At 59.7% G+C, this 23,197-nt stretch carries 19 protein-coding genes; 9 read left to right on the top strand and 10 right to left on the bottom strand.

The annotated features are described in order from the left end of the window. Nucleotides 1-189 precede the first annotated feature (189 nt). The 5 genes from AC1DU9_RS02985 to AC1DU9_RS02965 all read left to right on the top strand — a co-directional run bounded on the left by AC1DU9_RS02985 (nt 190) and on the right by AC1DU9_RS02965 (nt 8,213). Nucleotides 190-1,617, top strand: coding sequence for a di-heme oxidoreductase family protein (locus AC1DU9_RS02985; RefSeq protein ID WP_223459995.1), 1,428 nt, complete (start codon nt 190-192; stop codon nt 1,615-1,617). 27 nt (nt 1,618-1,644) lie between these two features. Then, nucleotides 1,645-2,709: an imelysin family protein gene (locus AC1DU9_RS02980; RefSeq protein ID WP_223459992.1), complete on the top strand. Its 1,065-nt coding sequence runs from the start codon at nt 1,645-1,647 to the stop codon at nt 2,707-2,709. A gap of 14 nt (nt 2,710-2,723) precedes the next feature. Next, nucleotides 2,724-3,824 (top strand): DUF1513 domain-containing protein, encoded by a 1,101-nt coding sequence (locus AC1DU9_RS02975; RefSeq protein WP_223459990.1) that lies wholly within the window; start codon nt 2,724-2,726, stop codon nt 3,822-3,824. 200 nt (nt 3,825-4,024) lie between these two features. After that, complete coding sequence (locus tag AC1DU9_RS02970) at nt 4,025-5,173, top strand: efflux RND transporter periplasmic adaptor subunit (protein WP_223459988.1); 1,149 nt, start codon at nt 4,025-4,027, stop codon at nt 5,171-5,173. 13 nt (nt 5,174-5,186) lie between these two features. Then, nucleotides 5,187-8,213, top strand: a complete 3,027-nt coding sequence (locus tag AC1DU9_RS02965; RefSeq protein ID WP_223459986.1) for a multidrug efflux RND transporter permease subunit — start codon at nt 5,187-5,189, stop codon at nt 8,211-8,213. Nucleotides 8,214-8,429: 216 nt separating this feature from the next. Here the strand turns inward: AC1DU9_RS02965 and AC1DU9_RS02960 are convergent, their stop codons facing one another. From AC1DU9_RS02960 to colR, 5 genes are all read right to left on the bottom strand, one after another. After that, entirely contained in the window at nt 8,430-8,657 is a 228-nt protein-coding gene (locus tag AC1DU9_RS02960; RefSeq protein WP_223459984.1) for a hypothetical protein, read from the bottom strand. 2 nt (nt 8,658-8,659) lie between these two features. Beyond that, nucleotides 8,660-9,373 carry a lipopolysaccharide kinase InaA family protein gene (locus tag AC1DU9_RS02955; RefSeq protein WP_223459982.1) on the bottom strand — a complete coding sequence of 238 codons (714 nt, stop codon included), beginning with the start codon at nt 9,371-9,373 and terminating at the stop codon, nt 8,660-8,662. Nucleotides 9,374-9,377: 4 nt separating this feature from the next. Beyond that, nucleotides 9,378-10,046, bottom strand: coding sequence for a class I SAM-dependent methyltransferase (locus AC1DU9_RS02950; protein WP_223460067.1), 669 nt, complete (start codon nt 10,044-10,046; stop codon nt 9,378-9,380). 160 nt (nt 10,047-10,206) lie between these two features. After that, nucleotides 10,207-11,475 carry a sensor histidine kinase gene (locus AC1DU9_RS02945; RefSeq protein ID WP_223459979.1) on the bottom strand — a complete coding sequence of 423 codons (1,269 nt, stop codon included), beginning with the start codon at nt 11,473-11,475 and terminating at the stop codon, nt 10,207-10,209. Continuing rightward, entirely contained in the window at nt 11,465-12,148 is a 684-nt protein-coding gene (colR, locus tag AC1DU9_RS02940; RefSeq protein WP_007985839.1) for a two-component system response regulator ColR, read from the bottom strand. The genes AC1DU9_RS02945 and colR overlap by 11 nt, the downstream gene beginning before the upstream one ends. Nucleotides 12,149-12,350: 202 nt before the next feature. On the opposite strand from colR, the gene AC1DU9_RS02935 reads away from it, so the two are divergent. After that, nucleotides 12,351-14,300, top strand: coding sequence for an LTA synthase family protein (locus tag AC1DU9_RS02935; protein ID WP_477809717.1), 1,950 nt, complete (start codon nt 12,351-12,353; stop codon nt 14,298-14,300). A 54-nt stretch (nt 14,301-14,354) separates the two neighbouring features. Continuing rightward, nucleotides 14,355-15,098: a phosphatase PAP2 family protein gene (locus AC1DU9_RS02930; RefSeq protein ID WP_477809716.1), complete on the top strand. Its 744-nt coding sequence runs from the start codon at nt 14,355-14,357 to the stop codon at nt 15,096-15,098. Nucleotides 15,099-15,289: 191 nt separating this feature from the next. On the opposite strand, the gene groL is transcribed toward AC1DU9_RS02930, so the two are convergent. The 4 genes from groL to AC1DU9_RS02910 all read right to left on the bottom strand — a co-directional run bounded on the left by groL (nt 15,290) and on the right by AC1DU9_RS02910 (nt 18,802). Further along, nucleotides 15,290-16,936, bottom strand: a complete 1,647-nt coding sequence (gene groL / locus AC1DU9_RS02925; protein ID WP_150728305.1) for a chaperonin GroEL — start codon at nt 16,934-16,936, stop codon at nt 15,290-15,292. A gap of 49 nt (nt 16,937-16,985) precedes the next feature. Next, a complete protein-coding gene (locus tag AC1DU9_RS02920) occupies nt 16,986-17,279 on the bottom strand; it encodes a co-chaperone GroES (RefSeq protein ID WP_007985847.1) in 294 nt (97 codons plus the stop codon). Nucleotides 17,280-17,527: 248 nt separating this feature from the next. Beyond that, complete coding sequence (locus AC1DU9_RS02915; RefSeq protein WP_223459973.1) at nt 17,528-18,004, bottom strand: FxsA family protein; 477 nt, start codon at nt 18,002-18,004, stop codon at nt 17,528-17,530. Between the two features lie 66 nt (nt 18,005-18,070). Next, on the bottom strand, nt 18,071-18,802 hold the full coding sequence (locus AC1DU9_RS02910; protein WP_477809715.1) for a HugZ family pyridoxamine 5'-phosphate oxidase: 732 nt from the start codon (nt 18,800-18,802) through the stop codon (nt 18,071-18,073). A 161-nt stretch (nt 18,803-18,963) separates the two neighbouring features. On the opposite strand from AC1DU9_RS02910, the gene AC1DU9_RS02905 reads away from it, so the two are divergent. After that, a complete protein-coding gene (locus tag AC1DU9_RS02905) occupies nt 18,964-19,722 on the top strand; it encodes an SDR family oxidoreductase (protein ID WP_223459968.1) in 759 nt (252 codons plus the stop codon). Between the two features lie 121 nt (nt 19,723-19,843). On the opposite strand, the gene apbC is transcribed toward AC1DU9_RS02905, so the two are convergent. Next, nucleotides 19,844-20,938, bottom strand: coding sequence for an iron-sulfur cluster carrier protein ApbC (apbC, locus tag AC1DU9_RS02900; protein ID WP_477809714.1), 1,095 nt, complete (start codon nt 20,936-20,938; stop codon nt 19,844-19,846). Between the two features lie 184 nt (nt 20,939-21,122). Here apbC and metG point away from each other — a divergent pair, with 184 nt between their 5' ends. After that, on the top strand, nt 21,123-23,174 hold the full coding sequence (metG, locus tag AC1DU9_RS02895; protein ID WP_223459964.1) for a methionine--tRNA ligase: 2,052 nt from the start codon (nt 21,123-21,125) through the stop codon (nt 23,172-23,174). Nucleotides 23,175-23,197 lie beyond the last annotated feature (23 nt).

The raw sequence follows: 23,197 nt of genomic DNA, 5'->3' as shown, positions 1-23,197 counted from the left end.
GCGATGCGGTATGTCATTCAAAGTTGATGTCGACTAACACGGCCCCATCGCGAGCAAGCTCGCTCCCACAGGGGGCCGGGTTGGCCGCGACAATTGCCCCACATCAAGCAAACGATAATTCCTCTTATTCAAATTCCCATCCCCTGTTAGACTTTGCGCCCTTGTTTTGCTCGTCTTGCAGGATGTCTGATGCCCTCGCTGCCTCTTCGCTTGTCCGCACTGTTTCTGGCCCTGGGCCTGAGTGCCTGCGATGACGCCCCGCAATTCACCCGGGCAGAACCCGGTGAAGCCCGCTCCGGCGGCAGTGCGACAGTGCGCAAGACCGATCAGAACGCGTTTTCCATGCCCTCGGCGAATCTGCCGCCGTCACGGCGCGTGGATTTCAGTGTCGGCAACAGTTTCTTCCGCAGCCCTTGGGTGATCGCCCCGTCGACGACGACCGCCCGCGATGGCCTCGGTCCACTGTTCAACACCAATGCCTGCCAGGGCTGCCACATCAAGGACGGCCGCGGCCATCCGCCGACTCCGGACGATGTGAACGCCGTGTCGATGCTGGTACGCCTGTCGATTCCCGACGCCCCGGCGTATGCCAAGGTCATCGAACAGCTTGGCGTAGTGCCGGAGCCCGTCTACGGCGGTCAGTTCCAGGACATGGCCGTACCCGGCGTGGCCCCCGAAGGCAAAGTGCGAGTCGACTACACCCCCGTGCAGGTTCGCTTCAAGGACGGCACCGAAGTCGAACTGCGCAAACCAAGCCTCAACATCACCCAGTTGGGCTACGGCCCGATGCACCCCGACACCCGTTTCTCGGCACGTGTAGCGCCGCCGATGATTGGCCTGGGCCTGCTCGAATCGATCCCMGACGAAGCGATCCTGGCCAATGCCGAGGCACAGGCCAAGGCGAACAACGGCATCGCCGGACGCCCGAACCAGGTGTGGGACGATGCCCAACAAAAGACAGTGTTGGGACGATTTGGCTGGAAAGCCGGACAACCGACCCTCAATCAACAAAATGTTCACGCGTTCTCGGGTGATATGGGCCTCACGACCAGCCTCAGACCCTTTGATGACTGCACGGACGCGCAAACGGCTTGCAAACAGGCACCCAGTGGCAACGGCCCGAATGGCGAGCCGGAAGTCAGCGACAACATCCTGCGTCTGGTGCTGTTCTACAGCCGTAACCTCGCCGTACCGGCCCGTCGTGACGTCAACGCACCTGAAGTGCTGGCCGGCAAGTCCCTGTTTTATCAGGCGGGCTGCCAGTCCTGTCACACCCCGAAATACACCACCGCCGCCAACGCCGCCGAACCTGAACTGGCCAATCAAGTGATTCGCCCGTACAGCGATCTGCTGCTGCATGACATGGGCGACGGCCTGGCCGACAACCGTAGCGAATTCCAGGCCAGCGGCCGCCAGTGGCGTACCCCGCCCTTGTGGGGCATCGGCTTGACACAGGCGGTCAGCGGCCACACCCAGTTCCTGCACGACGGCCGCGCCCGCAACCTGCTCGAAGCCGTGCTCTGGCATGGCGGCGAGGCGACAGCGGCGCAGCAACAGGTTTTGTCTTTCAATGCCGAGCAACGCGCTGCGTTGCTGGCGTTCCTGAATTCCCTTTAACACGCATTCCACTCGCGGGAGCCCGACATGTTCCGTCCCAAACTGTTGTTCACCAGCCTTGCCGCACTCGCCCTGGGCGCCTGCTCGCCCCAAGACCCACAAGCGGTCACGTCGTCGGCCATCGCCAAGTCGGTGATCCTGCCGACCTATACCCGCTGGGTTGAAGCCGACCGTCAATTGGCGGTCAGCGCCCTCGCCTACTGCGAAGGCAAGGCAACCCTGGAAACCGCTCGTGCCGATTTCCTGCACGCGCAAAAGGCCTGGGCCGAACTGCAACCGCTGCTGATCGGGCCGCTGGCCGAAGGCAACCGTTCGTGGCAAGTACAGTTCTGGCCGGACAAGAAAAACCTGGTCGGCCGTCAGGTGGAGCAACTGGTCACCGCCCAGCCACAGATCGATGCCGCTGCTCTGGCCAAATCCAGCGTCGTAGTACAGGGCCTTTCGGCTTACGAATACATTCTGTTCGACAGCAAGCCTGATGTGGCCAACGCTGAACAGAAGGCCAAGTACTGCCCGCTGTTGGTCGCGATTGGCGAACGCCAGAAGCAACTGGCCGAAGAGATTCTGCAAACCTGGAACAACACCGATGGCATGCTCGCGCAAATGAGCAAATTCCCGAACCAGCGCTACGCGGACTCCCATGAGGCGATCGCCGATCTGCTGCGCGTGCAAGTCACGGCCATCGACACCCTGAAGAAAAAACTCGGCACGCCGATGGGCCGCCAGACCAAGGGCGTGCCGCAACCGTTCCAGGCCGATGCATGGCGCAGCCAGTCGTCCCTGACCAGCCTCGAAGCCAGCCTCGCGGCCGCCAAAACGGTCTGGGAAGGCGTGGACAACAAAGGCCTGCGCAGCCTGTTGCCGAGCGAGCAGAAACCGTTGGCCGACAAGATCGATGCCGCCTATGCCGCCTCGCTGAAACTGTTCGCCAGCAACCAGCGCTCGCTGACCGAAATGCTCGGTGACGACGCCGGCCGCCAGCAGCTCAATGACCTGTACGAAAGCCTCAACGTTGTACATCGTCTGCACGAGGCTGATCTGGCCAAAGCGCTGGGCATCCAACTGGGCTTCAACGCCAACGACGGTGACTGATGAGGGCCCGTTCCATGCTGCGACGCCAGGTTCTGACATTAGGTAGTTTGCTGCTGGGTGCAGTGACGCTGAGCGGCTGGAAGCTGTTCAAGCAAAAGGACAAGAGTCCATTGTTGCTGTCGGCACGGGACGATACCGATGGCCGGCATTACGCCGTCGGTTATCGACTCGATGGCACCCAGGTGTTCGCCACCCGGGTCGGCCAGCGTTGCCACGACATCATCAACCACCCGACACTGCCGATTGCGCTGTTTGTCGCCCGCCGCCCGGGTACCGAGAGCTACCTGATCGACCTGCGCGACGGCGCGCTCCTGCAAACCGTGGTGTCACAGCCGAACCGGCACTTCTACGGACACGCGGTCATTCACCACAGCGGCGACTGGCTGTACGCCACCGAAAACGACACCAGCGATCCGGGTCGCGGCCTGCTCGGCGTGTACAGATTCGAAGGCGAACGGCTGGTGCACAGCGGTGAGATTTCCACCCACGGCCTCGGGCCGCACCAGGTGTCGTGGATGCCCGATGGCGAAACCCTGGTGGTGGCCAACGGCGGGATTCGCACCGAGGCCGAAAGCCGGGTTGAGATGAACCTCAACGCCATGGAACCAAGCCTGGTCCTGATGCAACGTGACGGCACCCTGCTGAGCAAGGAAACCCTCGCCCAGCAGATGAACAGCGTGCGCCATCTGGCCATCGCCAGCGACGGCACCATCGTCGCCAGCCAGCAGTTCATGGGCGCGGCCCATGAGTCGTCCGAACTGTTGGCGATCAAGCGTCCCGGTCAGCCTTTCGTCGCGTTCCCGGTGCCCGAGCACCAGTTGCAGGCCATGGGGCATTACACCGCCAGCGTCGCGGTACACAGTGACTTGCGCCTGGTGGCGTTGACCGCACCGCGGGGCAACCGCTTTTTCATCTGGGACCTGGACAGCGGTGAAGTACGGCTGGATGCACCTCTGCCCGATTGCGCCGGGGTCGGTGCCGTGGCCGATGGTTTTGTCGTGACTTCGGGACAGGGGCGCTGCCGCTACTACGACTGCCGCCAGACCAATCTAATTGCAAAGCCCTTGGAGCTACCCGCAGGGCTCTGGGACAACCATCTGCATCTGATGGCGTAAATCATTCAAAAGATCGCCGCCTTGGGCCGCRCCTGCATCGGGATAACGAACATCCCGCAGGCGCGGCCCGAGGCGGCGAATCTTTTCAGGCTTTCCCCCCTCTAATACCTCACAACCTGTAAAAACGGCAGTCGGATTACCCTCTACACTCCCGGTAATGTGCCCCGCTGTCTCACCTGATTTTCTCCAAGGAACTGGATATGCTGCGTCGCCGCATGCTGATCATGTTGGGTGTCGTTCTACTGATTGTGCTGGTCCTGGCCGCGTACAAAGCCTTCTCGATCTACACGATGGTTCAAGGCTACTCTGCGCCCAGACCGGCCATCAGCGTTGCCGTGGCCACCGCCACCGAGCGCCCATGGCAAGCCCGCCTGCCTAGCGTTGGCACGCTCAAGGCATTGCAAGGCGTGGACCTGAGCCTGGAGACCGATGGTACCGTCATTGATGTCCAGTTCGAGTCAGGGCAAAAGGTCAAGGCCGGTCAACCACTCCTGCGCCTCGACAGCGCCGTGGAAAGTGCCCTGCTGGAAACTGCCCTGGCCGACCTCGGGCTGGCACAGCTCGATTACGGTCGCGGTAGCCAACTGGTCGGCAGCCAGGCCATTTCCAAAGGCGAGTTCGACCGACTTTCAGCGGTGCTGAAAAAGAGCAAGGCCACGGTCAATCAACTCAAGGCCGCGCTCGGCAAAAAAAGCATCGTCGCGCCCTTCAGCGGCACCATCGGCATTCGTCAGGTAGACGTTGGCGACTATCTTGCCAGCGGCACCATGATCGCCACCCTGCAAGACCTCAGTAGCCTGTATGTCGACTTTTTTGTGCCCGAGCAGTCGGTGCCGAAGATTGCTCTCGGCCAGCCAGTGCAGGTCATTGTCGCGGCGTATCCGACCCAGGAGTACCCCGGCACCATCAGTGCAATCAACCCCAAAGTCGAAAACAGCACCCGTAACGTGCAGGTCCGCGCCACGCTGGCCAACCCCGATGGCAAGTTGATGCCAGGCATGTTCGCCAGCCTCCAGGTGCTCCTGCCCGACCCGCAATCGCGCATCGTGGTACCGGAAAGCGCGATTACCTACACGCTCTACGGCAACTCCGTGTATGTGGCCGTACCAAAGAAGGCCGAAGATGGCAGCCCGGAAAAGGACGACAAGGGCCAGCCGGTGCTGATCGCCGAACGGCGTTTTGTCGAAACCGGCGAACGCCGCGATGGGCAAGTGATGATCACCAAAGGCGTGCAGAGCGGCGAGAAAGTGGTGACCGCCGGCCAGCTCAAACTGGACAACGGCGCACACATTGCCATCAGCGACGACAAGACCCTGGCCGAGCGGAACAGCCCGCCACGCGCGGACTGATCAAGGAATCCCCATGGCTTTTACCGATCCGTTCATCCGCCGCCCGGTTCTCGCAACCGTGGTCAGCCTGCTGATTGTGCTGCTGGGCTTCCAGGCCTGGGGCAAGCTGCCCCTGCGCCAGTACCCGCAAATGGAAAACGCCCTGATCACGGTGACCACCGCCTACCCCGGGGCCAACGCCGAGACCATCCAGGGCTACATCACCCAACCGATGCAGCAAAGCCTGGCCAGCGCCGAGGGCATCGACTACATGACCTCGGTGAGTCGCCAGAACTTTTCGGTGATCTCGATCTACGCGCGCGTCGGCTCCAACAGCGACCGTCTGTTTACCGAACTGCTGGCCAAGGCCAACGAGGTCAAGAGCCAGCTGCCCCAGGACGCTGAAGACCCGGTGCTGAGCAAACAATCTGCCGATGCGTCAGTGCTGATGTACATGAGTTTTTTCAGCAAGGAATTGAGCAACCCGCAGATTACCGATTACCTGTCGCGGGTGATCCAGCCGAAACTGGCGACCTTGCCCGGCATGGCCGAAGCCGAGATCCTCGGCAACCAGGTCTTTGCCATGCGCCTGTGGCTGGACCCGGTGAAGCTCTCTGGTTTCGGCCTCAGTGCCAGCGATGTGACCAACGCGGTGCGCCAGTACAACTTCCTCTCGGCCGCCGGTGAGGTGAAAGGCGAATACGTTGTCACCAGCATCAACGCCAATACCGAACTCAAGTCCGCCGAAGCCTTCGGGGCGATTGCGCTCAAGGTCGATGGCGACAGCCGCGTGCTGCTGCGCGATGTGGCGCGTGTGGAAATGGGCGCGGAAAACTACGACACCATCAGCTCGTTCGGTGGCACCCCTTCGGTGTACATCGGCATCAAGGCGACGCCCGGCGCCAACCCGCTGGAAGTGATCAAGGAAGTGCGCAAGATCCTTCCGGAACTTGAAGCCCAGCTACCGCCGAACCTCAAGGCTGAGATCGCCTACGACGCCACCCTGTTCATCCAGGCCTCGATCGATGAAGTGGTGAAAACCCTGTTCGAAGCGGTGCTGATCGTGATCGTGGTGGTGTTCCTGTTCCTCGGCGCCCTGCGTTCGGTGGTGATCCCGGTGGTGACCATCCCGCTGTCGATGATCGGCGTCATGTTCTTCATGCAGATGATGGGGTACTCCATCAACCTGCTTACCCTGCTGGCGATGGTATTGGCCATCGGTTTGGTGGTGGATGACGCCATCGTGGTGGTGGAAAACATTCACCGCCACATCGAGGAAGGCAAGACACCGCTCGACGCCGCCATTGAAGGTGCCCGGGAAATCGCCATGCCGGTGGTCTCGATGACCATCACCCTGGCCGCGGTGTATGCACCGATCGGCTTCCTGACCGGCCTGACCGGGGCACTGTTCAAGGAGTTCGCCCTGACTCTGGCCGGCGCGGTGGTGATTTCCGGCATTGTTGCCCTGACCCTGTCGCCGATGATGTGTGCGTTCCTTCTGCGTCACGATGAGAACCCCAGTGGCCTGGCCCATCGCCTGGACATGATTTTCGAAAACCTCAAGCGCCGCTACCAGAGCATGCTTCACGGCACTCTCAACACCCGGCCGGTGGTGCTGGTGTTCGCCGTGATCGTACTGTGCCTGATTCCGGTCTTTCTCAAATTCACCAAATCGGAACTGGCGCCGGATGAGGACCAGGGCATCATTTTCATGATAGCCAACGCCCCGCAACCGACCAACCTCAACTACCTGAACATCTACACCGATGAGTTCGTCTCGATCTTCAAGGCGTTTCCCGAGTACTACTCGTCATTCCAGATCAACGGTTTCAACGGCGTGCAGTCGGGCATCGGCGGTTTCCTGCTCAAGCCGTGGAACGAGCGCAGTCGCACGCAAATGGCGATCCTGCCCGAGGTGCAGGCCAAACTGGAAAAGATCCCGGGGTTGCAGATTTTCGGCTTCAACCTGCCATCACTGCCGGGCACCGGCGAAGGCGTGCCGTTCCAGTTCGTCATCAACTCCGCCAACGATTACGAATTGCTGCTGCAGGTGGCCGACCGGGTAAAAAAACGTGCAAAGGAATCCGGCAAGTTTGCGTTTGTCCACGTTGACCTGGCCTTCGACAAGCCGGAAGTGGTGGTCGATATCGACCGCGCCAAGGCCGCGCAGATGGGGGTTTCCATGCAGGATCTGGGGGGAACCCTGGCGACCATGCTGGGTGAAGCCGAGATCAACCGTTTCACTGTTGAAGGTCGCAGCTACAAAGTCATTGCCCAGGTCGAGCAGCCGTTCCGCGACAACCCGGACTGGCTGAACAATTACTACGTGAAAAACACCAAAGGCGAACTGTTGGCGTTATCGACCCTGATCACCGTCACCGACCGTGCCCGACCACGACAACTGAACCAGTTCCAGCAACTCAACTCGGCCATCCTGTCCGGAGTACCGCTGGTGAGCATGGGGGAAGCCATCGACCTGGTGCGCCAGATCGCCCGGGAAGAGGCACCCGCCGGCTTTGCCTTCGACTACGCCGGCGCATCGAGGCAGTACGTTCAGGAAGGCAGTGCCCTATGGGTCACCTTTGCCCTGGCACTGGCGATCATTTTCCTGGTGCTGGCGGCCCAGTTCGAAAGCTTCCGCGACCCGCTGGTGATCCTGGTCACCGTGCCCCTGTCTATCTGCGGAGCATTGATTCCGCTGTTCCTGGGTTGGTCGAGCATGAACATCTACACCCAGGTCGGGCTGGTGACGTTGATCGGGCTGATCAGCAAGCACGGCATTCTGATCGTCCAGTTCGCCAACCAGCTACGCAAGGACAAGGGCCTGACGGCACGGGAAGCAGTAGAGGAAGCGGCGGCCATCCGGCTGCGTCCGGTCTTGATGACCACCGCGGCGATGGTGTTCGGCATGGTGCCATTGATCATCGCCACCGGTGCCGGCGCGGTCAGCCGGTTCGATATCGGCACGGTCATCGCGACGGGCATGTCGATCGGCACGCTGTTCACCCTGTTTGTGTTGCCCTGCATCTACACGTTGCTGGCCAAGCCCGATCAACCCTGACACAGATGTATCTATGGGAGAGGAACCTGTGGGAGCAAGCTTGCTCGCGATGAGGACGTGTCAACCACCATAGATATCGACTGATACGCCGCCATCGTCGGAACGCCGCCCGGAGCAAGCTCGCTCCCACAGGGTTTTGTGTGATACCTGGCTGCTTTCTTCAGGTAAAAAAAAGGCCTCGCATCAGCGAGGCCTTTCATTTGGGCTTCAATCGGTTCAATTTTGCGACCTCAATCCCTGAGAAAGTCCGAACATGAACAACAACAGATCATGATCGGGTCGAGTGGCCACGGATGCCTTCGCAACCCGTGGCAATGGACAATGTTCTTCCGCGCTTATCGAGCTGAGAACCTGGGGGCGTGGTTGCTCCCAGGTTGCCATCGCGATCGATGCAACTGCCAAGGCTCCTACCAGAAACAAACCTCGTGCAATTTCGAGTTTCATCGCTATAAACCCTTGATAGCGCTGCCAAACGCCGTCTCATAAAAATAGATGAACTTTTGCCAGTCTGCCGCGCTGAACGACGAGTGGCGACGCAACTGCTTCAAGTCATGGACAGCTGCGCGATAGGCGGTCAAACGCCGTCGGCACTTCTCCAGATCGATCAGGGCAACTTCGACCTTGGCCGACTCGCCCTCACCCGTCACGCGAACGAATACGTGCTTGTCGTAAAGGCAACCGTGCTGCCAGCGGCCCTTGTGCATGCGAGCCAGGTTTTCAGCCAGGTCCTTGAGCACCCGGTCGTTTATGGCTTCACCATGACGTTCGCGACCGCCACCGGCATACCAGCGATCGATTTCCTCGTAGCCGTCCAGCGACTTGGTGACCAGCAAGGCACGCCACTTGTGCACAGGATCGCGCTGTGCGCCGCAGAAAACGATTTGCGGAACCCGTACGCCAAGCTCGGTCACACCGATGAGCGCAGCATGCTCGCGCATTACCGTAGGCCGCCCGAAAGGGTGCTGCAAGCTACGATGGATATGCCCGGTCTGACGCTTGACGTAGAGCAGTTGACCATCGCTGCCCATCACCCGTTGAACGCCGCTTTCCCCGCCGCGACGGACGTTGGGTTCTTCCACCCATTCACCGCGCTGATTCCAAAAGTAATCGAAGCGGTCCTGGGGAGCGACTTCCGTTTCTGCTGCACACTGCACTGCCATCCTGTTACCTCTTGCGTAATACGTAAACTCGCCACATCGCATAGAGCGGCAAAAAGTCCAGTTGTTCCTGGATGAGGAAACCCGCCTGCTCAATTTCCTTTTCTACGGTAGCGGCCGGTAACACAAACCGGTTTTGGTAACCTTCCTGCCCACGGGTTTTCTCCGAGCGCTTGCGTTTCCATGCCTCGAAGTTGCCATCGACCCACAGCGAAAGGATCACACTGTCACGGGAAACTCGCTCGAATTCGCGCAAAATGGCCATGCGATGCTCGGCTTCACCGATGTGGTGGAACAAGCGCATGCAAAAAATGCTGTCGACGGAGTTGTCCGGCAAAGCAATGTCGAATGCAGACGTGTGCAAGGGTTGTACCCGTTTTACCACGTCGGCAGGTTGCGCCCGGGCTGCGATCTTCAGCATGGACTGCGAGTTATCGGCGCCGATGATCACGCGGTTGGATTTTTTTGCCAGCAAGGGCCAGAAACGCCCTGCACCGCACGGCAAATCGAGGATCAAACCAGGCTCGCCAACCAGAGCCAACGCCTTGCGCGCCAGTTGTTCGTCACGCCAATGGGACAATCGACGGCCGAGACCCTCCTGATGTTTGCGCAAATAGCGTTGTGCGTGCTGATCGTCGTACTTTTCGGAAAAATCGAGTTTGATCGGACCGCCCATCATCAGGTCTCCTGAACTTCTGATAGCAACTACCTTGGGCTTTGGGGTGTCGGCGACAGGTGATCCACTTGTGAAAAATCTGTCACGGGAAACCCCGAAATATTACAGGGTTTTACAGAATAGGTAGCGTTTGCTGAACACCCGACTCAACTGATCAAATTCAGGACAACTCCACCTGAAAACGGCAGCCACTAGGTTCCATGGTTGTCAGGCTGACGCTCCAGCCCTGGTTTTCACAGATCCGCTGCACCAGTGAAAGCCCCAGGCCCAGGCCTTCCCCGCGCTTTTCGTCGCCCCGAACGAAGGGTTCGAACATCGCCTCGCGTTTTTCCTCGGGAATGCCCACGCCACTGTCTTCGACCACAAAGCCCGTACCCGTCAGGGTCAGGCGGATGAAGCCCTGTTCGGTGTAATGCAAGGCATTGCGCAGCAAGTTACCCATCACCGCGTGCAGGAATGTCGCGTTGTAGCCCTTGGCCTTGGGGTTCCCCGGTTCGAAGATCAACTTCAATCCTTTTTCTTCTATGGGCTCGCGCCACAGACCGAGCAGGCCCTCGGCCACCTGGCTAAGGGACTGTTGCGGCGACATGCTGGCGTCTTCGCGTTGAGCACGGGCCAGCATCAGGAAGGTTTGCACCAGCTCACGCATTTCTTCGCACGCCCGGGCAATGCGCTCGACCTGGGCGCGGCCGCGCTGATCGATACCGGGGTTTTCCAGCAACAACTCGCAGGAACTGGCCAATATCATCAGGGGCGTACGCAATTCGTGGCTGACGTCGCTGGTGAACAACCGCTCGCGGGTCAAGGCCTGACGCAAGCGCCCGAGGGTGGCGTCGAAGGCCACGGCCAGTTCGCCCACTTCGTCGGCAGCATAGTCCGGGGCCAAAGGGGGGGCTAAACCGAGCAGTTGATCACGATGGCGTACCTGGCGGGCCAGCCGCACCACCGGCGCCATGACCTTGCGGGCCAGGACCCAGCCGAGAAATACCGCCAGCGCCAGGCTCAGTACGAAACCCACCAGCACCACGGCAAACAGCACCCGCTCACGCTCTTCGAAGTCGCTCTGGTCCTGCAACAGCACGTAACGTCGGCCGTCGACGATTTCGACCATGGCGTGGTACGACAGGTTTTCACGGAACACTTCATGAAAGCCCGGCTCCAGGTGCCGCAAATCCTTGGGCAACCTGAAATCGCCTGGCCCGCTGCTGAAGTAGAATAATTGGTCCGGCTCGGGACGATGGCGCCAGTCCGTGACATTGTCCATCAGCAACAGGCGCTGCAAATCGCCGCCCAGGCCTGCCGAAATCAGCTTTTCTTCCACCAGGTGCACGGTCGCCACGATGCCCATGGCAAAGGCACCCGCCACCAGTGCGCTCATCAGCGCAAAGGCAATGATGATTCGTTGAGAAAGGCTCTGCTTAAACTCCATCACGCCCCTCGGCCAGGCGATACCCCACACCGTGCACGGTTTGCAGCAATGGCTTGGCGAACGGCTTGTCGATCACCTGGCGCAGTTGGTGGACATGGCTGCGCAGGCTGTCGCTGTCCGGGCAGTCGTCGCCCCAGAGCGCTTCTTCAAGAATTTCACGGCGCAACACATGCGGGCTTTTCTGCATCAACACGGCCAGCAACTTCAGGCCGACCGGGTTGAGTTTCAGCAAGCGGCCTTCGCGTGTGACTTCCAGGGTGTCGAGGTCATAGCTCAGGTCGCCGACCTGCAAGGTCCGCCGTCCGCCGCCCTGGGTACGGCGCATGACCGCTTCGATACGCGCCGCCAGCTCAGACAGGGCGAACGGTTTGATCAGGTAGTCATCGGCACCGGACTTGAAGCCTTGCAGACGGTCATCCAGTTGATCGCGGGCCGTGAGCATGATCACCGGCGTTTCGCGGCGGGCATCTTCGCGCAGACGCTTGCACAGGGTGTAGCCGTCGATGCCGGGCAGCATGATATCGAGCACGATCAAATCGTAATGCTCGGTGGCTGCCAGATGCAGACCCGAAAGACCGTCCTGCGCGCAATCCACGGTATAGCCTTTGAGCCCCAGGTAATCGGCCAGGTTGGCCAGGATATCGCGGTTGTCTTCAACCAATAGAATTCGCATGGGTATCTCTCCGTCCACAGTAACGGCCGTCGTGGCCCGCGCAGCTTAAGGCCAAGTGTGGCCCACGGCTAGGGGAAGGCTGTGCATGGATCAATTCGCTCAACCAAAAGGTRTGATTGACAGGTTTTTCACTATCGATTCACGCGCTGACTACAGTGGTCAGCCGAGACTCTCACGCGCTTGATAACAAGGAATACAAAAAATGGACTATTTGAAGACGGCACCCATGCGCTTTTTGCTGCTGGTGACCGGGTCCTGGCTGGTGATTTTTTTTCTGACTCGAACGGTCCTGCTGCTCACGCATCTGGATGAGGCCGGAAGCGGCTTCCTGTCGGTGTTCGGCATCGGCCTGCTTTACGACCTGGGCTTTATCGCTTACGCAGCGCTGCCAATGGGCCTCTACCTGTTGCTGTGCCCGCCGGGCTTGTGGCGCACTCGTGGCCATCGCTGGTTTCTTCAAGGTCTGCTGACCGTCAGTCTGTTCGCGATGCTGTTCACCTCGGTGGCCGAGTGGCTGTTCTGGGATGAATTCGGCGTGCGCTTCAACTTCATCGCCGTCGACTACCTGGTGTATTCCGACGAAGTACTTAACAACCTGCTGGAGTCATACCCGATCGGCACGCTGCTGAGCATTCTCGCCGTGTTGGCCGTGGTCCTGAGTCTTGCATTGCGTAAAGCTTTCAACGCAGCACTCGATGCACCGTTGCCGCCCCTGCGTGGCCGCTTGCTCAATGCACTCGGTTTGTTGATCGTCGCCGGCCTGAGCCTGCAGTTGCTCAGCCAGGATGCCCCGCGCGCCCAGGGCGGCAATGCCTATCAGAACGAGCTGGCGAGCAATGGTCCCTACCAGTTCTTCGCCGCGTTCCGTAACAATGAACTGGACTACCCGCAGTTCTACAGCACGCTGCCGTCGGCGGTCGTTGCACAACAGATTCGCGCCGAACTGGCAGAACCCAATGCCCGATTCGTTGGCCAGGACCCGCAGGACATCCGTCGGCAAATCGATAACCCGGGCACGCCGCGCAAGCCCAACATCGTGCTGGTCACCATTGAAAGTTTCAGCGCCAAGTACATGGGCAGCAACGGCGACACCCGCAACCTGACGCCCAATCTTGATGCCTTGCGCAAGCAGAGCCTGTATTTCAATAATTTCTACGCCACCGGCACCCGCACCGATCGCGGCCTGGAAGCCATCACCCTGGCGATTCCGCCGACGCCGGGGCGCTCGATCGTCAAGCGCGTAGGTCGCGAAAGCGGCTTTGCCAGCCTTGGCCAGCAACTCAATGCCGTGGGCTACGACAGTGTGTTTGTCTACGGCGGCCGCGGTTACTTCGACAACATGAATGCGTTTTTCAGCGGCAACGGTTATCGCGTAGTGGACCAGAGCAGCGTTGAAGAGTCGGAGATTCACTTCAAGAATGCCTGGGGCATGGCTGACGAGGATCTCTACAACCAGACGCTGAAACTGGCCGATGCCGACTATGCCAGGCAGCAGCCATTCCTGCTGCAACTGATGACAACGTCCAACCACCGCCCCTATACCTATCCGGAAAACCGGATCGACATCAAGTCCGGCAACGGCCGTGACGGCGCAGTGAAATACACCGACTACGCCATTGGTCAGTTCCTTGATCAGGCGCGTCAAAAACCGTGGTTTGACAATACAATCTTCATCTTCGTCGCCGACCACACTGCAGGCAGCGCCGGCAAGGAAGACTTGCCCATCGACAACTATCAGATTCCGCTGTTCATCTATGCACCCAAGCTGATCGAAGCTCGGGAAACGGCACAATTGGCTAGCCAGATCGATCTGGCGCCGACGTTGCTGGGCTTGCTCAATCTGGATTATGAATCGACGTTCTTTGGCCGCAACCTGTTGCAGGACAACCCATTGCCGCCTCGCGTGGTGCTCGGCAACTATCAGCACCTGGGGTTGTTCGACGGCAAGGACCTGGCGATCTTGAGCCCGCGCCAGGGATTGCGTCGTCACGATGACGCCCTGACTGAAAGCCGCGAGTCCCGGTCGACCGCCGATGACCCGCTGATTACCCGCGCAATCACCTATTACCAAACCGCCAGTTATGGCTTCAAGCAACAGCTGCTTGGCTGGAAAGCACCCAAGGAGGGTGCCGGCCAAGTCGGCGAACGTTAACCGAATCGCCCCGGGCCGATGCCCCGGGGCTTGTTCCTTTGTTCAGGATCCACCATGTCATCAACCGCTGTCCGCCCTGCCCCACGCCCGCTCAACCTCTGGGTGTACCTGGGGGTTCCCGCCGTTGCGGCGATCGTTCTGGTGTTGCTCGAACTGACCTCACTGGACATGGACCTTGCCAAGCTGTTCTACGACCCGGTCGCGGGTGACTTCATCGGACGGCACAGTTACTTCCTGGAAAACATCCTGCATACCCGCGCCAAGCAAGTGGTCATTGCCTTCTCGGTATTTGCGATCGTTGTCTACGTTGCCTCGTTTTTCATGATCAAGCTCAAACCGTACAAGCGCGAACTGGGTTGCCTGGTGCTGTCCCTGGGCCTTGCGACTTCCTTTGTCACGCCCATGAAAGCGGTGACCGCTGTGCAATGCCCCTGGAGCCTTGAGCAATTCGGCGGTCACGAGACCTACAGCGAATTGTTGAGCCATCGCCCGGCTACCGAAAAACCGGGACGTTGCTGGCCTGGCGGCCATGCGGCCACCGGCTTCACCCTGTTTGCCCTGTTTTTCGTATTGCGTGATCGTCGCCCGCGCATGGCTCGCGCAGCGTTTGTCTTCGCCTTCGCTCTCGGCTCGGTGTTCTCCATCGGGCGGATGATGCAGGGTGCGCACTTCTTCTCGCACAACGTGTGGACGGCGGTGTTCTGCTGGCTGATTTGTTTGGGGTCGTATTACTACGTTCTGTATCGGCCGGCTTTGAAGGCTGAACGCGGGGCCAATGCGATACCTGTCAGCGCCTGAAAAACAGTTCAACTGTAGGAGCGAGCCTGCTCGCGAAGCGGTTCAACATTCAACGATGATGTTGACCAATAGATCGCTTTCGCGAGCAAGCTCGCTCCCACAATGGTTCGATGTGGCCATCGAAATCCGGGCAATAAAAAACCCCGCCTGCTTTCGCAGGCGGGGTTTTTTCGTACAGGGGTAAGGCTGGCTTACATCATGCCGCCCATGCCGCCCATACCGCCCATGTCTGGCATACCGCCGCCAGCACCGCCGTCTTTCTTCGGTGCATCAGCAACAGCGGCTTCGGTGGTCAGGATCAGACCGCCGATCGACGATGCAGCTTGCAGCGCGGAACGGGTGACCTTGGTCGGATCCAGGATACCCATTTCGATCATGTCGCCGTATTCGCCAGTCGCAGCGTTGTAACCGAAGTTACCTTTGCCGTTCTTGACTTCGTTGACCACAACGCTTGGCTCGTCACCGCTGTTGGCAGCGATCTGACGCAGCGGTGCTTCGATGGCACGACGCAGAACGGCGATACCCACGTCCTGGTCGGCGTTGTCGCCTTTCAGGTCGAGGATTGCTTCCAGAGCGCGGATCAGCGCAACGCCACCGCCAGGTACCACGCCTTCTTCAACGGCTGCACGGGTTGCGTGCAGGGCGTCTTCAACGCGAGCTTTCTTCTCTTTCATTTCTACTTCGGAACCAGCGCCAACCTTGATCACTGCAACGCCGCCGGACAGCTTCGCCAGACGCTCTTGCAGTTTTTCACGGTCATAGTCCGAGGAAGTTTCGGCAACCTGAGCACGGATCTGAGCAATGCGGGACTCGATGTCGCCTGCTACGCCAGCACCGTCAACGATGATGGTGTTTTCCTTGGAGATGGTCACGCGCTTGGCGCTGCCCAGGTTTTCCAGGGTGGCTGCTTCCAGGCTCAGACCGATCTCTTCGGAGATAACGGTACCGCCGGTCAGAACGGCGATGTCCTGCAGCATGGCCTTGCGGCGGTCGCCGAAGCCTGGAGCCTTGACGGCTGCGACTTTAACGATGCCACGCATGTTGTTCACGACCAGAGTCGCCAGGGCTTCGCCTTCAACGTCTTCGGAAACGATCAGCAGTGGACGGCCGGCTTTGGCAACGGCTTCCAGCACTGGCAGCATTTCGCGGATGTTCGAGATCTTTTTGTCGACCAGCAGAACCAGCGGGTTGTCCAGCTCGGCAACCATGGTTTCCGGCTTGTTGACGAAGTACGGGGACAGGTAGCCACGGTCGAACTGCATGCCTTCTACAACCGACAGTTCGTTTTCCAGGCCAGTGCCTTCTTCAACGGTGATCACGCCTTCTTTACCGACTTTTTCCATGGCTTCGGCAATGATGTCGCCGATGGAGTTGTCGGAGTTGGCCGAGATGGTGCCAACCTGAGCGATTGCCTTGGTGTCAGCGCATGGCTTGGACAGGTTTTTCAGCTCTTTGACGATGGCGATGGTCGCCTTGTCGATGCCGCGCTTCAGATCCATCGGGTTCATGCCGGCAGCGACGGCTTTCAGGCCTTCGTTGACGATCGACTGAGCCAGAACGGTAGCGGTGGTAGTACCGTCACCAGCGTCATCGTTGGCACGGGAGGCAACGTCTTTGACCAGCTGCGCGCCCATGTTTTCGAAACGGTCTTCCAGTTCGATTTCTTTGGCGACAGAAACGCCGTCCTTGGTGATGGTCGGAGCGCCGAAGCTCTTCTCGATGATCACGTTACGGCCTTTCGGGCCCAGGGTCGCTTTTACCGCGTCAGCCAGGACGTTGACGCCTTTGAGCATTTTCTTGCGGGCGGAATCGCCAAACAGAACTTCTTTAGCAGCCATGATCGATATTCCTTAAATACTTTGTAGTAGCGGAAAATGAACGGGGGTATCAGCCTTCGATAACAGCGAGGATTTCGTTCTCGCTCATTACCAGCAGGTCTTCGCCGTCGACTTTCACAGTGTTGCTGCCGGAGTAAGGACCAAACACAACCTTGTCGCCCACTTTCACGGACAGTGCACGCACTTCACCGTTTTCCAGTACGCGGCCGGTGCCTACAGCGAGGATTTCGCCGCTGTTGGCTTTTTCGGCAGCCGAACCTGGCAGGACGATACCGCCAGCGGTTTTCTTTTCTTCTTCGCTGCGACGGATAACGACGCGGTCATGCAGAGGACGAAGCTTCATTGTCGATCTCTCCTAATTGTGGTTTTCATCGGCCGGTGTAGTCCCGGCGGGTTTAACAAAGGCCGGCGGTGCCGGTTGCGGTTCGTCAAGCGAACCGCGGAAGTCTGTCTGGCGTGTTCGCCAGAAACCTTGCGGTGACCGTTACATAAGGGCGCATAAGCTTATTACAAGGGCAGGGATCGAAAAATTTTCAGTTCGCTGCCCCGCAAACGAACACGGCACCCGAAGGTGCCGTGTCGATGTGCGTATTACTTGGTATCGCGGTGTTCGAACTCGCCTTCGATCACGTTGGGCTCACGGCCCAGCGGCTCGCGAGGTGCCGGGCCGCCACGGGCCTGGAGGTCGTCGGCGAACGCTCGCTGACGCATCGCCTGCTCTTCGGCGCGCTGGCGCATTTTACCCGCCAGCAGACGACGACTGAACGGCAGCAGCATGAACAGGCCGATCACATCGCTGATGAAACCGGGAAGAATCAACAGGCCGCCAGCCAATGCCAGCATCAGGCCTTCGAGCATGGTCTGGGCCGGCAGCTCGCCGCGGTTCAGGCTCTCACGGGCACGCAGGGCCGTGGCCAGGCCGGCGACGCGCAGCACGAACACACCGAACATCGAGCCGAGAATGATCAGCAGCAGGGCCGGGAAAAACCCGATGGACCCTGCCACCTTGACGAATACGAACAGCTCCAACACCGGGAACAGCAGAAAGAGCAACAAAAAAGGGCGCATCAAATGGTTCCTCAACGCAAGAATGCCTTGCCAGTTCACCTTAGATGACGTCGCCGTTTCGTGAATTCAAGCATCGGCCACTTCATTTTTCGGCCAATGATCGGCGTGAGCCAGAGAAACCAAGGCTTCGCGGACTTGTGTCGGGGTATTACAAGGCGCTTGAAACGGCAACCAGTACAGGCTTTGACCGATACGCAGGTGCATACCTTCGCTGTCGATACCGGCCATTTGCGCTGGCACGTTTTTCGGCAGCCCGGCCAGATCGACGTAATGGGCGATGGCCTTGGCGTGATCGGCGTTCATGTGCTCGACCATGCTCACTTCGGCCTTGCCGGCGAACGGGTTGGCCAGTGTCAGGTCGTTGACCCAATGAATGGCGCCAAAACCGCCGATATAACGGTGGCGTACAGGCTTGAGCACCCAGAAGTCGAAATCGTGAGCCTTGTGATAACCCTGCGACTCGGGAAAGTAGCGGTAGTAACGTTCGGAGCCGGCCTCGATAGCTGCTTCATCTTCAAGCTGCTGCGCCTCAGCCAGGTAAGTCAGTCGACCAACAGCCTGGACATCTTCGGCGCCACGTTCGCCGACAAAGAGCGAACACTTCGGATCTTTCTGCAGATTATGCGTGTGCTGGGCGATGCGGCTGATCAGGATCAGCGGCCGGCCCAGCTCGTCCAGGCAGTACGGAACCACGGAGCCGAACGGAAAACCGGGCATCGATTTGGAGTGCGTCGAGAGCACCCCACGGTATTCCTTGAGGAGCAATTCTCGTGCATGCTTAGCCGCTTCAACGCTCAATTTATGACTCCTTAAATAGAATCCGTCAGAAAAACGGACGAGCTGCTGGTGAAAGTCCCAGCACGCCATCGGGGCAGTTCTCATGTGCAGCCAAGCCAGGTCAGGCGCAGATCGAGAGGCTCTCTAAAGGAAACCACTCAGACCTGCACCGGGGCATGCGAATGCAACTCACTGACAAAGTAATCATTATCACTGGCGGTTGCCAGGGTTTAGGCCGCTCCATGGCCGAGTATTTCGCAGGCCTGGGCGCGAAACTCGCGCTGGTGGACCTCAATCAGGAAAAACTCGACGATGCCGTCGCGGCCTGCAAGGCCCAGGGTATCGAGGCCCGCGCCTACCTGTGCAACGTGGCCAATGAAGAGCAAGTGACCCACATGGTCGCCCAGGTCGCCGAAGACTTCGGCGCGATCCACGGCCTGATCAACAATGCCGGGATCCTGCGCGACGGCCTGCTGCTCAAGGTCAAGGATGGCGAAATGACCAAAATGAGCCTGGCCCAGTGGCAGGCGGTCATCGACGTCAACCTGACCGGCGTGTTCCTGTGCACCCGTGAAGTCGCGGCGAAAATGGTCGAGCTGAACAACAGCGGGGCGATCATCAATATCTCGTCGATTTCCCGCGCTGGCAACGTCGGTCAGACCAACTACTCGGCGGCCAAGGCCGGTGTCGCGGCGGCAACCGTGACCTGGGCCAAGGAACTGGCACGCTACGGCATTCGTGTCGCCGGCATTGCACCGGGCTTCATCGAAACCGAAATGACCCTGAGCATGAAGCCTGAAGCCCTGGAGAAGATGACCGCCGGGATCCCGCTCAAGCGTATGGGCAAGCCGGAAGAGATCGCCCATTCGGCGGCGTACATCTTCGAGAACGACTACTACACCGGTCGGATTCTGGAGATGGATGGCGGGTTGCGGATCTAAGACGCGACAAAGAACAACTGTAGGAGCGAGCCTGCTCGCGAAGGTGTATCAGTCGACACCGCGGTGCCTGACACACCTTCGCGAGCAGGCTCGCTCCTACAGGGATTCGTATTTCAGCTTATTAGTCGTCGCTGACGCTGATATTCGGCATCGCCGGCGTCAACGCTTCCTGCAATACGATCCGCGCACCGACATGGCGAGCCAGTTCCTGGTAGACCATGGCGATCTGGCTGTCAGGCTCGGCGATCACCGTTGGCTTGCCGCCATCGGCCTGTTCGCGGATGACCATCGACAGCGGCAACGAGGCCAGCAGCTCGACGCCATACTGGTTGGCCAGTTTCACGCCACCGCCTTCACCGAACAGATGCTCGGCATGTCCGCAATTGGAGCAGATGTGCACGGCCATGTTTTCCACCACGCCCAGCACCGGAATGTTGACCTTGCGGAACATTTCCACGCCCTTGCGCGCGTCCAGCAATGCCAGGTCCTGCGGGGTGGTCACGATGACTGCACCGGCCACTGGCACTTTCTGCGCCAGGGTCAACTGGATGTCACCGGTGCCTGGCGGCATGTCGATGACCAAATAGTCCAGGTCGCCCCACGCAGTCTGGGTCACCAATTGCAGCAAGGCGCCGGAGACCATCGGACCGCGCCAGACCATCGGCGTGTTGTCGTCTGTCAGGAACGCCATGGACATCACTTCGACGCCATGGGACTTGAGCGGAACGAACCATTTCTGATCCTTGACCTCAGGACGGGTGCGCTCGGGGATGCCGAACATGATGCCCTGGCTTGGGCCGTAGATGTCTGCATCGAGAATCCCGACCTTGGCACCTTCGCGGGCCAGGGCCAGGGCCAGGTTGGCCGCCGTGGTGGATTTGCCCACGCCGCCCTTGCCGGACGCCACAGCTACCACGTTCTTGACGTTGGCCAGCCCCGGAATCTGTGCCTGGGCCTTGTGTGCGGCGATGACGCTGCTGATGTCGACACGGGCGGATGCCACGCCGTCCAGGCCTTCGATGGCCATTTGCAACATCTGCGCCCAGCCGCTCTTGAACAGACCGGCGGCGTAGCCCAGTTCGAGCTGAACGCTGACGCGGTCGCCCTGGATCTCGATGTTGCGCACACACCCGGCGCTGACCGGGTCCTGGTTCAGGTATGGGTCGGTGTATTGGCGAAGGACGGCTTCCACCGCTGCGCGATTGACGGCGCTCATGGGCAACTCCGAAAACAGGACTTGGAAAAGATGGAGAGTATCGTACCTGTTCTAAGCGTCAGGCGGGATGCTCAAAAGATTGCATCGACCCGTTACTCATCCAATGAAACAGGCCCACAGGGTGAAAAATATGCGCCAGCGCTTTATAGTGGCCGACCTCCGTTTCATCAAGTAGCCGAGCCCCATGTCCGAGCCACGCAAGATCCTCGTCACCAGCGCCCTGCCCTATGCCAATGGTTCGATTCACCTCGGCCATATGCTGGAATACATCCAGACCGATATGTGGGTGCGCTTCCAGAAGCACCGCGGCAATCAATGCATCTATGTCTGCGCCGACGACGCCCACGGTTCGGCGATCATGCTGCGCGCGGAAAAGGAAGGCATCACCCCGGAACAACTGATCGCCAACGTCCAGGCTGAACACAGCGCCGACTTTGCCGACTTTCTGGTGGATTTCGATAACTTCCACTCCACTCACGCCGAAGAAAACCGTGAGCTGTCGAGCCAGATTTACCTGAAGCTGCGTGACGCCGGGCACATCGCCACGCGCTCGATCACCCAGTATTTCGACCCGGAAAAGAAAATGTTCCTGGCCGACCGCTTCATCAAGGGCACCTGCCCGAAATGCGGCACCGAAGACCAGTACGGCGACAACTGCGAAAAATGCGGCGCGACTTACGCGCCAACCGACCTGAAGGATCCGAAGTCGGCGATCTCCGGCGCCACCCCGGTGCTCAAGGACTCCCAGCACTTCTTCTTCAAGCTGCCAGACTTCCAGGCCATGCTGCAGACCTGGACCCGCAGCGGCACCCTGCAAGACGCCGTAGCCAACAAGATCGCCGAATGGCTGGACGCCGGTCTGCAACAGTGGGACATCTCCCGCGATGCGCCGTACTTTGGTTTTGAAATTCCCGACGAGCCGGGCAAATACTTTTACGTGTGGCTGGATGCACCGATCGGCTACATGGCCAGCTTCAAGAACCTGTGCAACCGTACGCCGGAGCTGGACTTCGATGCGTTCTGGGGCAAGGACTCCACCGCCGAGCTGTACCATTTCATCGGCAAGGACATCGTCAACTTCCACGCCCTGTTCTGGCCAGCCATGCTCGAAGGCGCAGGCTACCGCAAGCCGACCGGGATCAACGTGCACGGCTACCTGACCGTCAATGGCCAGAAAATGTCCAAGTCCCGTGGCACCTTCATCAAGGCCCGGACCTACCTGGACCACCTGTCGCCGGAATACCTGCGCTACTACTACGCGGCCAAGCTGGGCCGTGGCGTCGACGACCTCGACCTGAACCTCGAAGACTTCGTACAGAAGGTCAACTCCGACCTGGTGGGCAAAGTCGTCAACATCGCCAGCCGTTGCGCCGGCTTCATCAACAAGGGCAATGCCGGCGTGATGGTCGACACCAACGCCGCGCCGGAACTGACCGAAGCCTTCCTGGCCGCCGCGCCGAGCATCGCCGACGCCTATGAAGCCCGCGACTTCGCCCGCGCCATGCGCGAGATCATGGGCCTGGCCGACCGCGCCAACGCCTGGATCGCCGACAAGGCGCCGTGGTCGTTGAACAAACAGGAAGGCAAGCAGGATGAAGTCCAGGCCATCTGCGCCACAGGCGTCAACCTGTTCCGCCAGTTGGTGATCTTCCTCAAGCCTGTGCTGCCATTGCTGGCCGCCGATGCCGAGGCGTTCCTCAACGTCGCGCCGCTGACCTGGAACGACCACGCGACCTTGCTCAGCAATCACCAGTTGAACGAGTTCAAGCCGTTGATGACCCGAATCGACCCGGTCAAGGTGCAAGCCATGACCGACGCCTCGAAAGAAGACCTGACCGCCAGCCAGACCGACACCGGCGCAGCCGCACCTGCCGGCAATGGCGAACTGGCCAAGGATCCGCTGTCGCCGGAAATCGAGTTCGACACCTTTGCCGCCGTCGATTTGCGCGTCGCGCTGATCGTCAAGGCCGAACACGTGGAGGGCGCCGACAAGCTGTTGCGCCTGACCCTGGACATTGGTGACGAGCAACGCAACGTGTTCTCCGGGATCAAGAGTGCCTACCCGGACCCATCCAAGCTCAATGGTCGCCTGACCATGATGATCGCCAACCTCAAGCCACGGAAAATGAAGTTCGGCATCTCCGAAGGCATGGTGATGGCCGCCGGCCCTGGTGGCGAAGAAATCTACCTGCTCAGCCCTGACAGCGGCGCCAAGCCAGGTCAGCGCATCAAGTAAATTTCTGCGCTGAACCGATCCCA

This window comes from Pseudomonas sp. P4_C1 (assembly GCF_056402155.1).
The sequence above is the reverse complement of the archived record's forward strand: the minus strand, read 5'-3'. Positions and strand labels throughout refer to the sequence as shown.

Excerpts from the sequence above, each read along its gene's own strand:
- AC1DU9_RS02980 (WP_223459992.1), top strand. The coding sequence starts at position 1,645 with ATGTTCCGTCCCAAACTGTTGTTCACCAGCCTTGCCGCACTCGCCCTG.
- AC1DU9_RS02975 (WP_223459990.1), top strand. The coding sequence starts at position 2,724 with ATGCTGCGACGCCAGGTTCTGACATTAGGTAGTTTGCTGCTGGGTGCA.
- AC1DU9_RS02970 (WP_223459988.1), top strand. The coding sequence starts at position 4,025 with ATGCTGCGTCGCCGCATGCTGATCATGTTGGGTGTCGTTCTACTGATT.
- AC1DU9_RS02965 (WP_223459986.1), top strand. The coding sequence starts at position 5,187 with ATGGCTTTTACCGATCCGTTCATCCGCCGCCCGGTTCTCGCAACCGTG.
- AC1DU9_RS02960 (WP_223459984.1), bottom strand. The coding sequence starts at position 8,657 with ATGAAACTCGAAATTGCACGAGGTTTGTTTCTGGTAGGAGCCTTGGCA.
- AC1DU9_RS02955 (WP_223459982.1), bottom strand. The coding sequence starts at position 9,373 with ATGGCAGTGCAGTGTGCAGCAGAAACGGAAGTCGCTCCCCAGGACCGC.
- AC1DU9_RS02950 (WP_223460067.1), bottom strand. The coding sequence starts at position 10,046 with ATGGGCGGTCCGATCAAACTCGATTTTTCCGAAAAGTACGACGATCAG.
- AC1DU9_RS02945 (WP_223459979.1), bottom strand. The coding sequence starts at position 11,475 with ATGGAGTTTAAGCAGAGCCTTTCTCAACGAATCATCATTGCCTTTGCG.
- colR (WP_007985839.1), bottom strand. The coding sequence starts at position 12,148 with ATGCGAATTCTATTGGTTGAAGACAACCGCGATATCCTGGCCAACCTG.
- AC1DU9_RS02935 (WP_477809717.1), top strand. The coding sequence starts at position 12,351 with ATGGACTATTTGAAGACGGCACCCATGCGCTTTTTGCTGCTGGTGACC.
- AC1DU9_RS02930 (WP_477809716.1), top strand. The coding sequence starts at position 14,355 with ATGTCATCAACCGCTGTCCGCCCTGCCCCACGCCCGCTCAACCTCTGG.
- groL (WP_150728305.1), bottom strand. The coding sequence starts at position 16,936 with ATGGCTGCTAAAGAAGTTCTGTTTGGCGATTCCGCCCGCAAGAAAATG.
- AC1DU9_RS02920 (WP_007985847.1), bottom strand. The coding sequence starts at position 17,279 with ATGAAGCTTCGTCCTCTGCATGACCGCGTCGTTATCCGTCGCAGCGAA.
- AC1DU9_RS02915 (WP_223459973.1), bottom strand. The coding sequence starts at position 18,004 with ATGCGCCCTTTTTTGTTGCTCTTTCTGCTGTTCCCGGTGTTGGAGCTG.
- AC1DU9_RS02905 (WP_223459968.1), top strand. The coding sequence starts at position 18,964 with ATGCAACTCACTGACAAAGTAATCATTATCACTGGCGGTTGCCAGGGT.
- apbC (WP_477809714.1), bottom strand. The coding sequence starts at position 20,938 with ATGAGCGCCGTCAATCGCGCAGCGGTGGAAGCCGTCCTTCGCCAATAC.
- metG (WP_223459964.1), top strand. The coding sequence starts at position 21,123 with ATGTCCGAGCCACGCAAGATCCTCGTCACCAGCGCCCTGCCCTATGCC.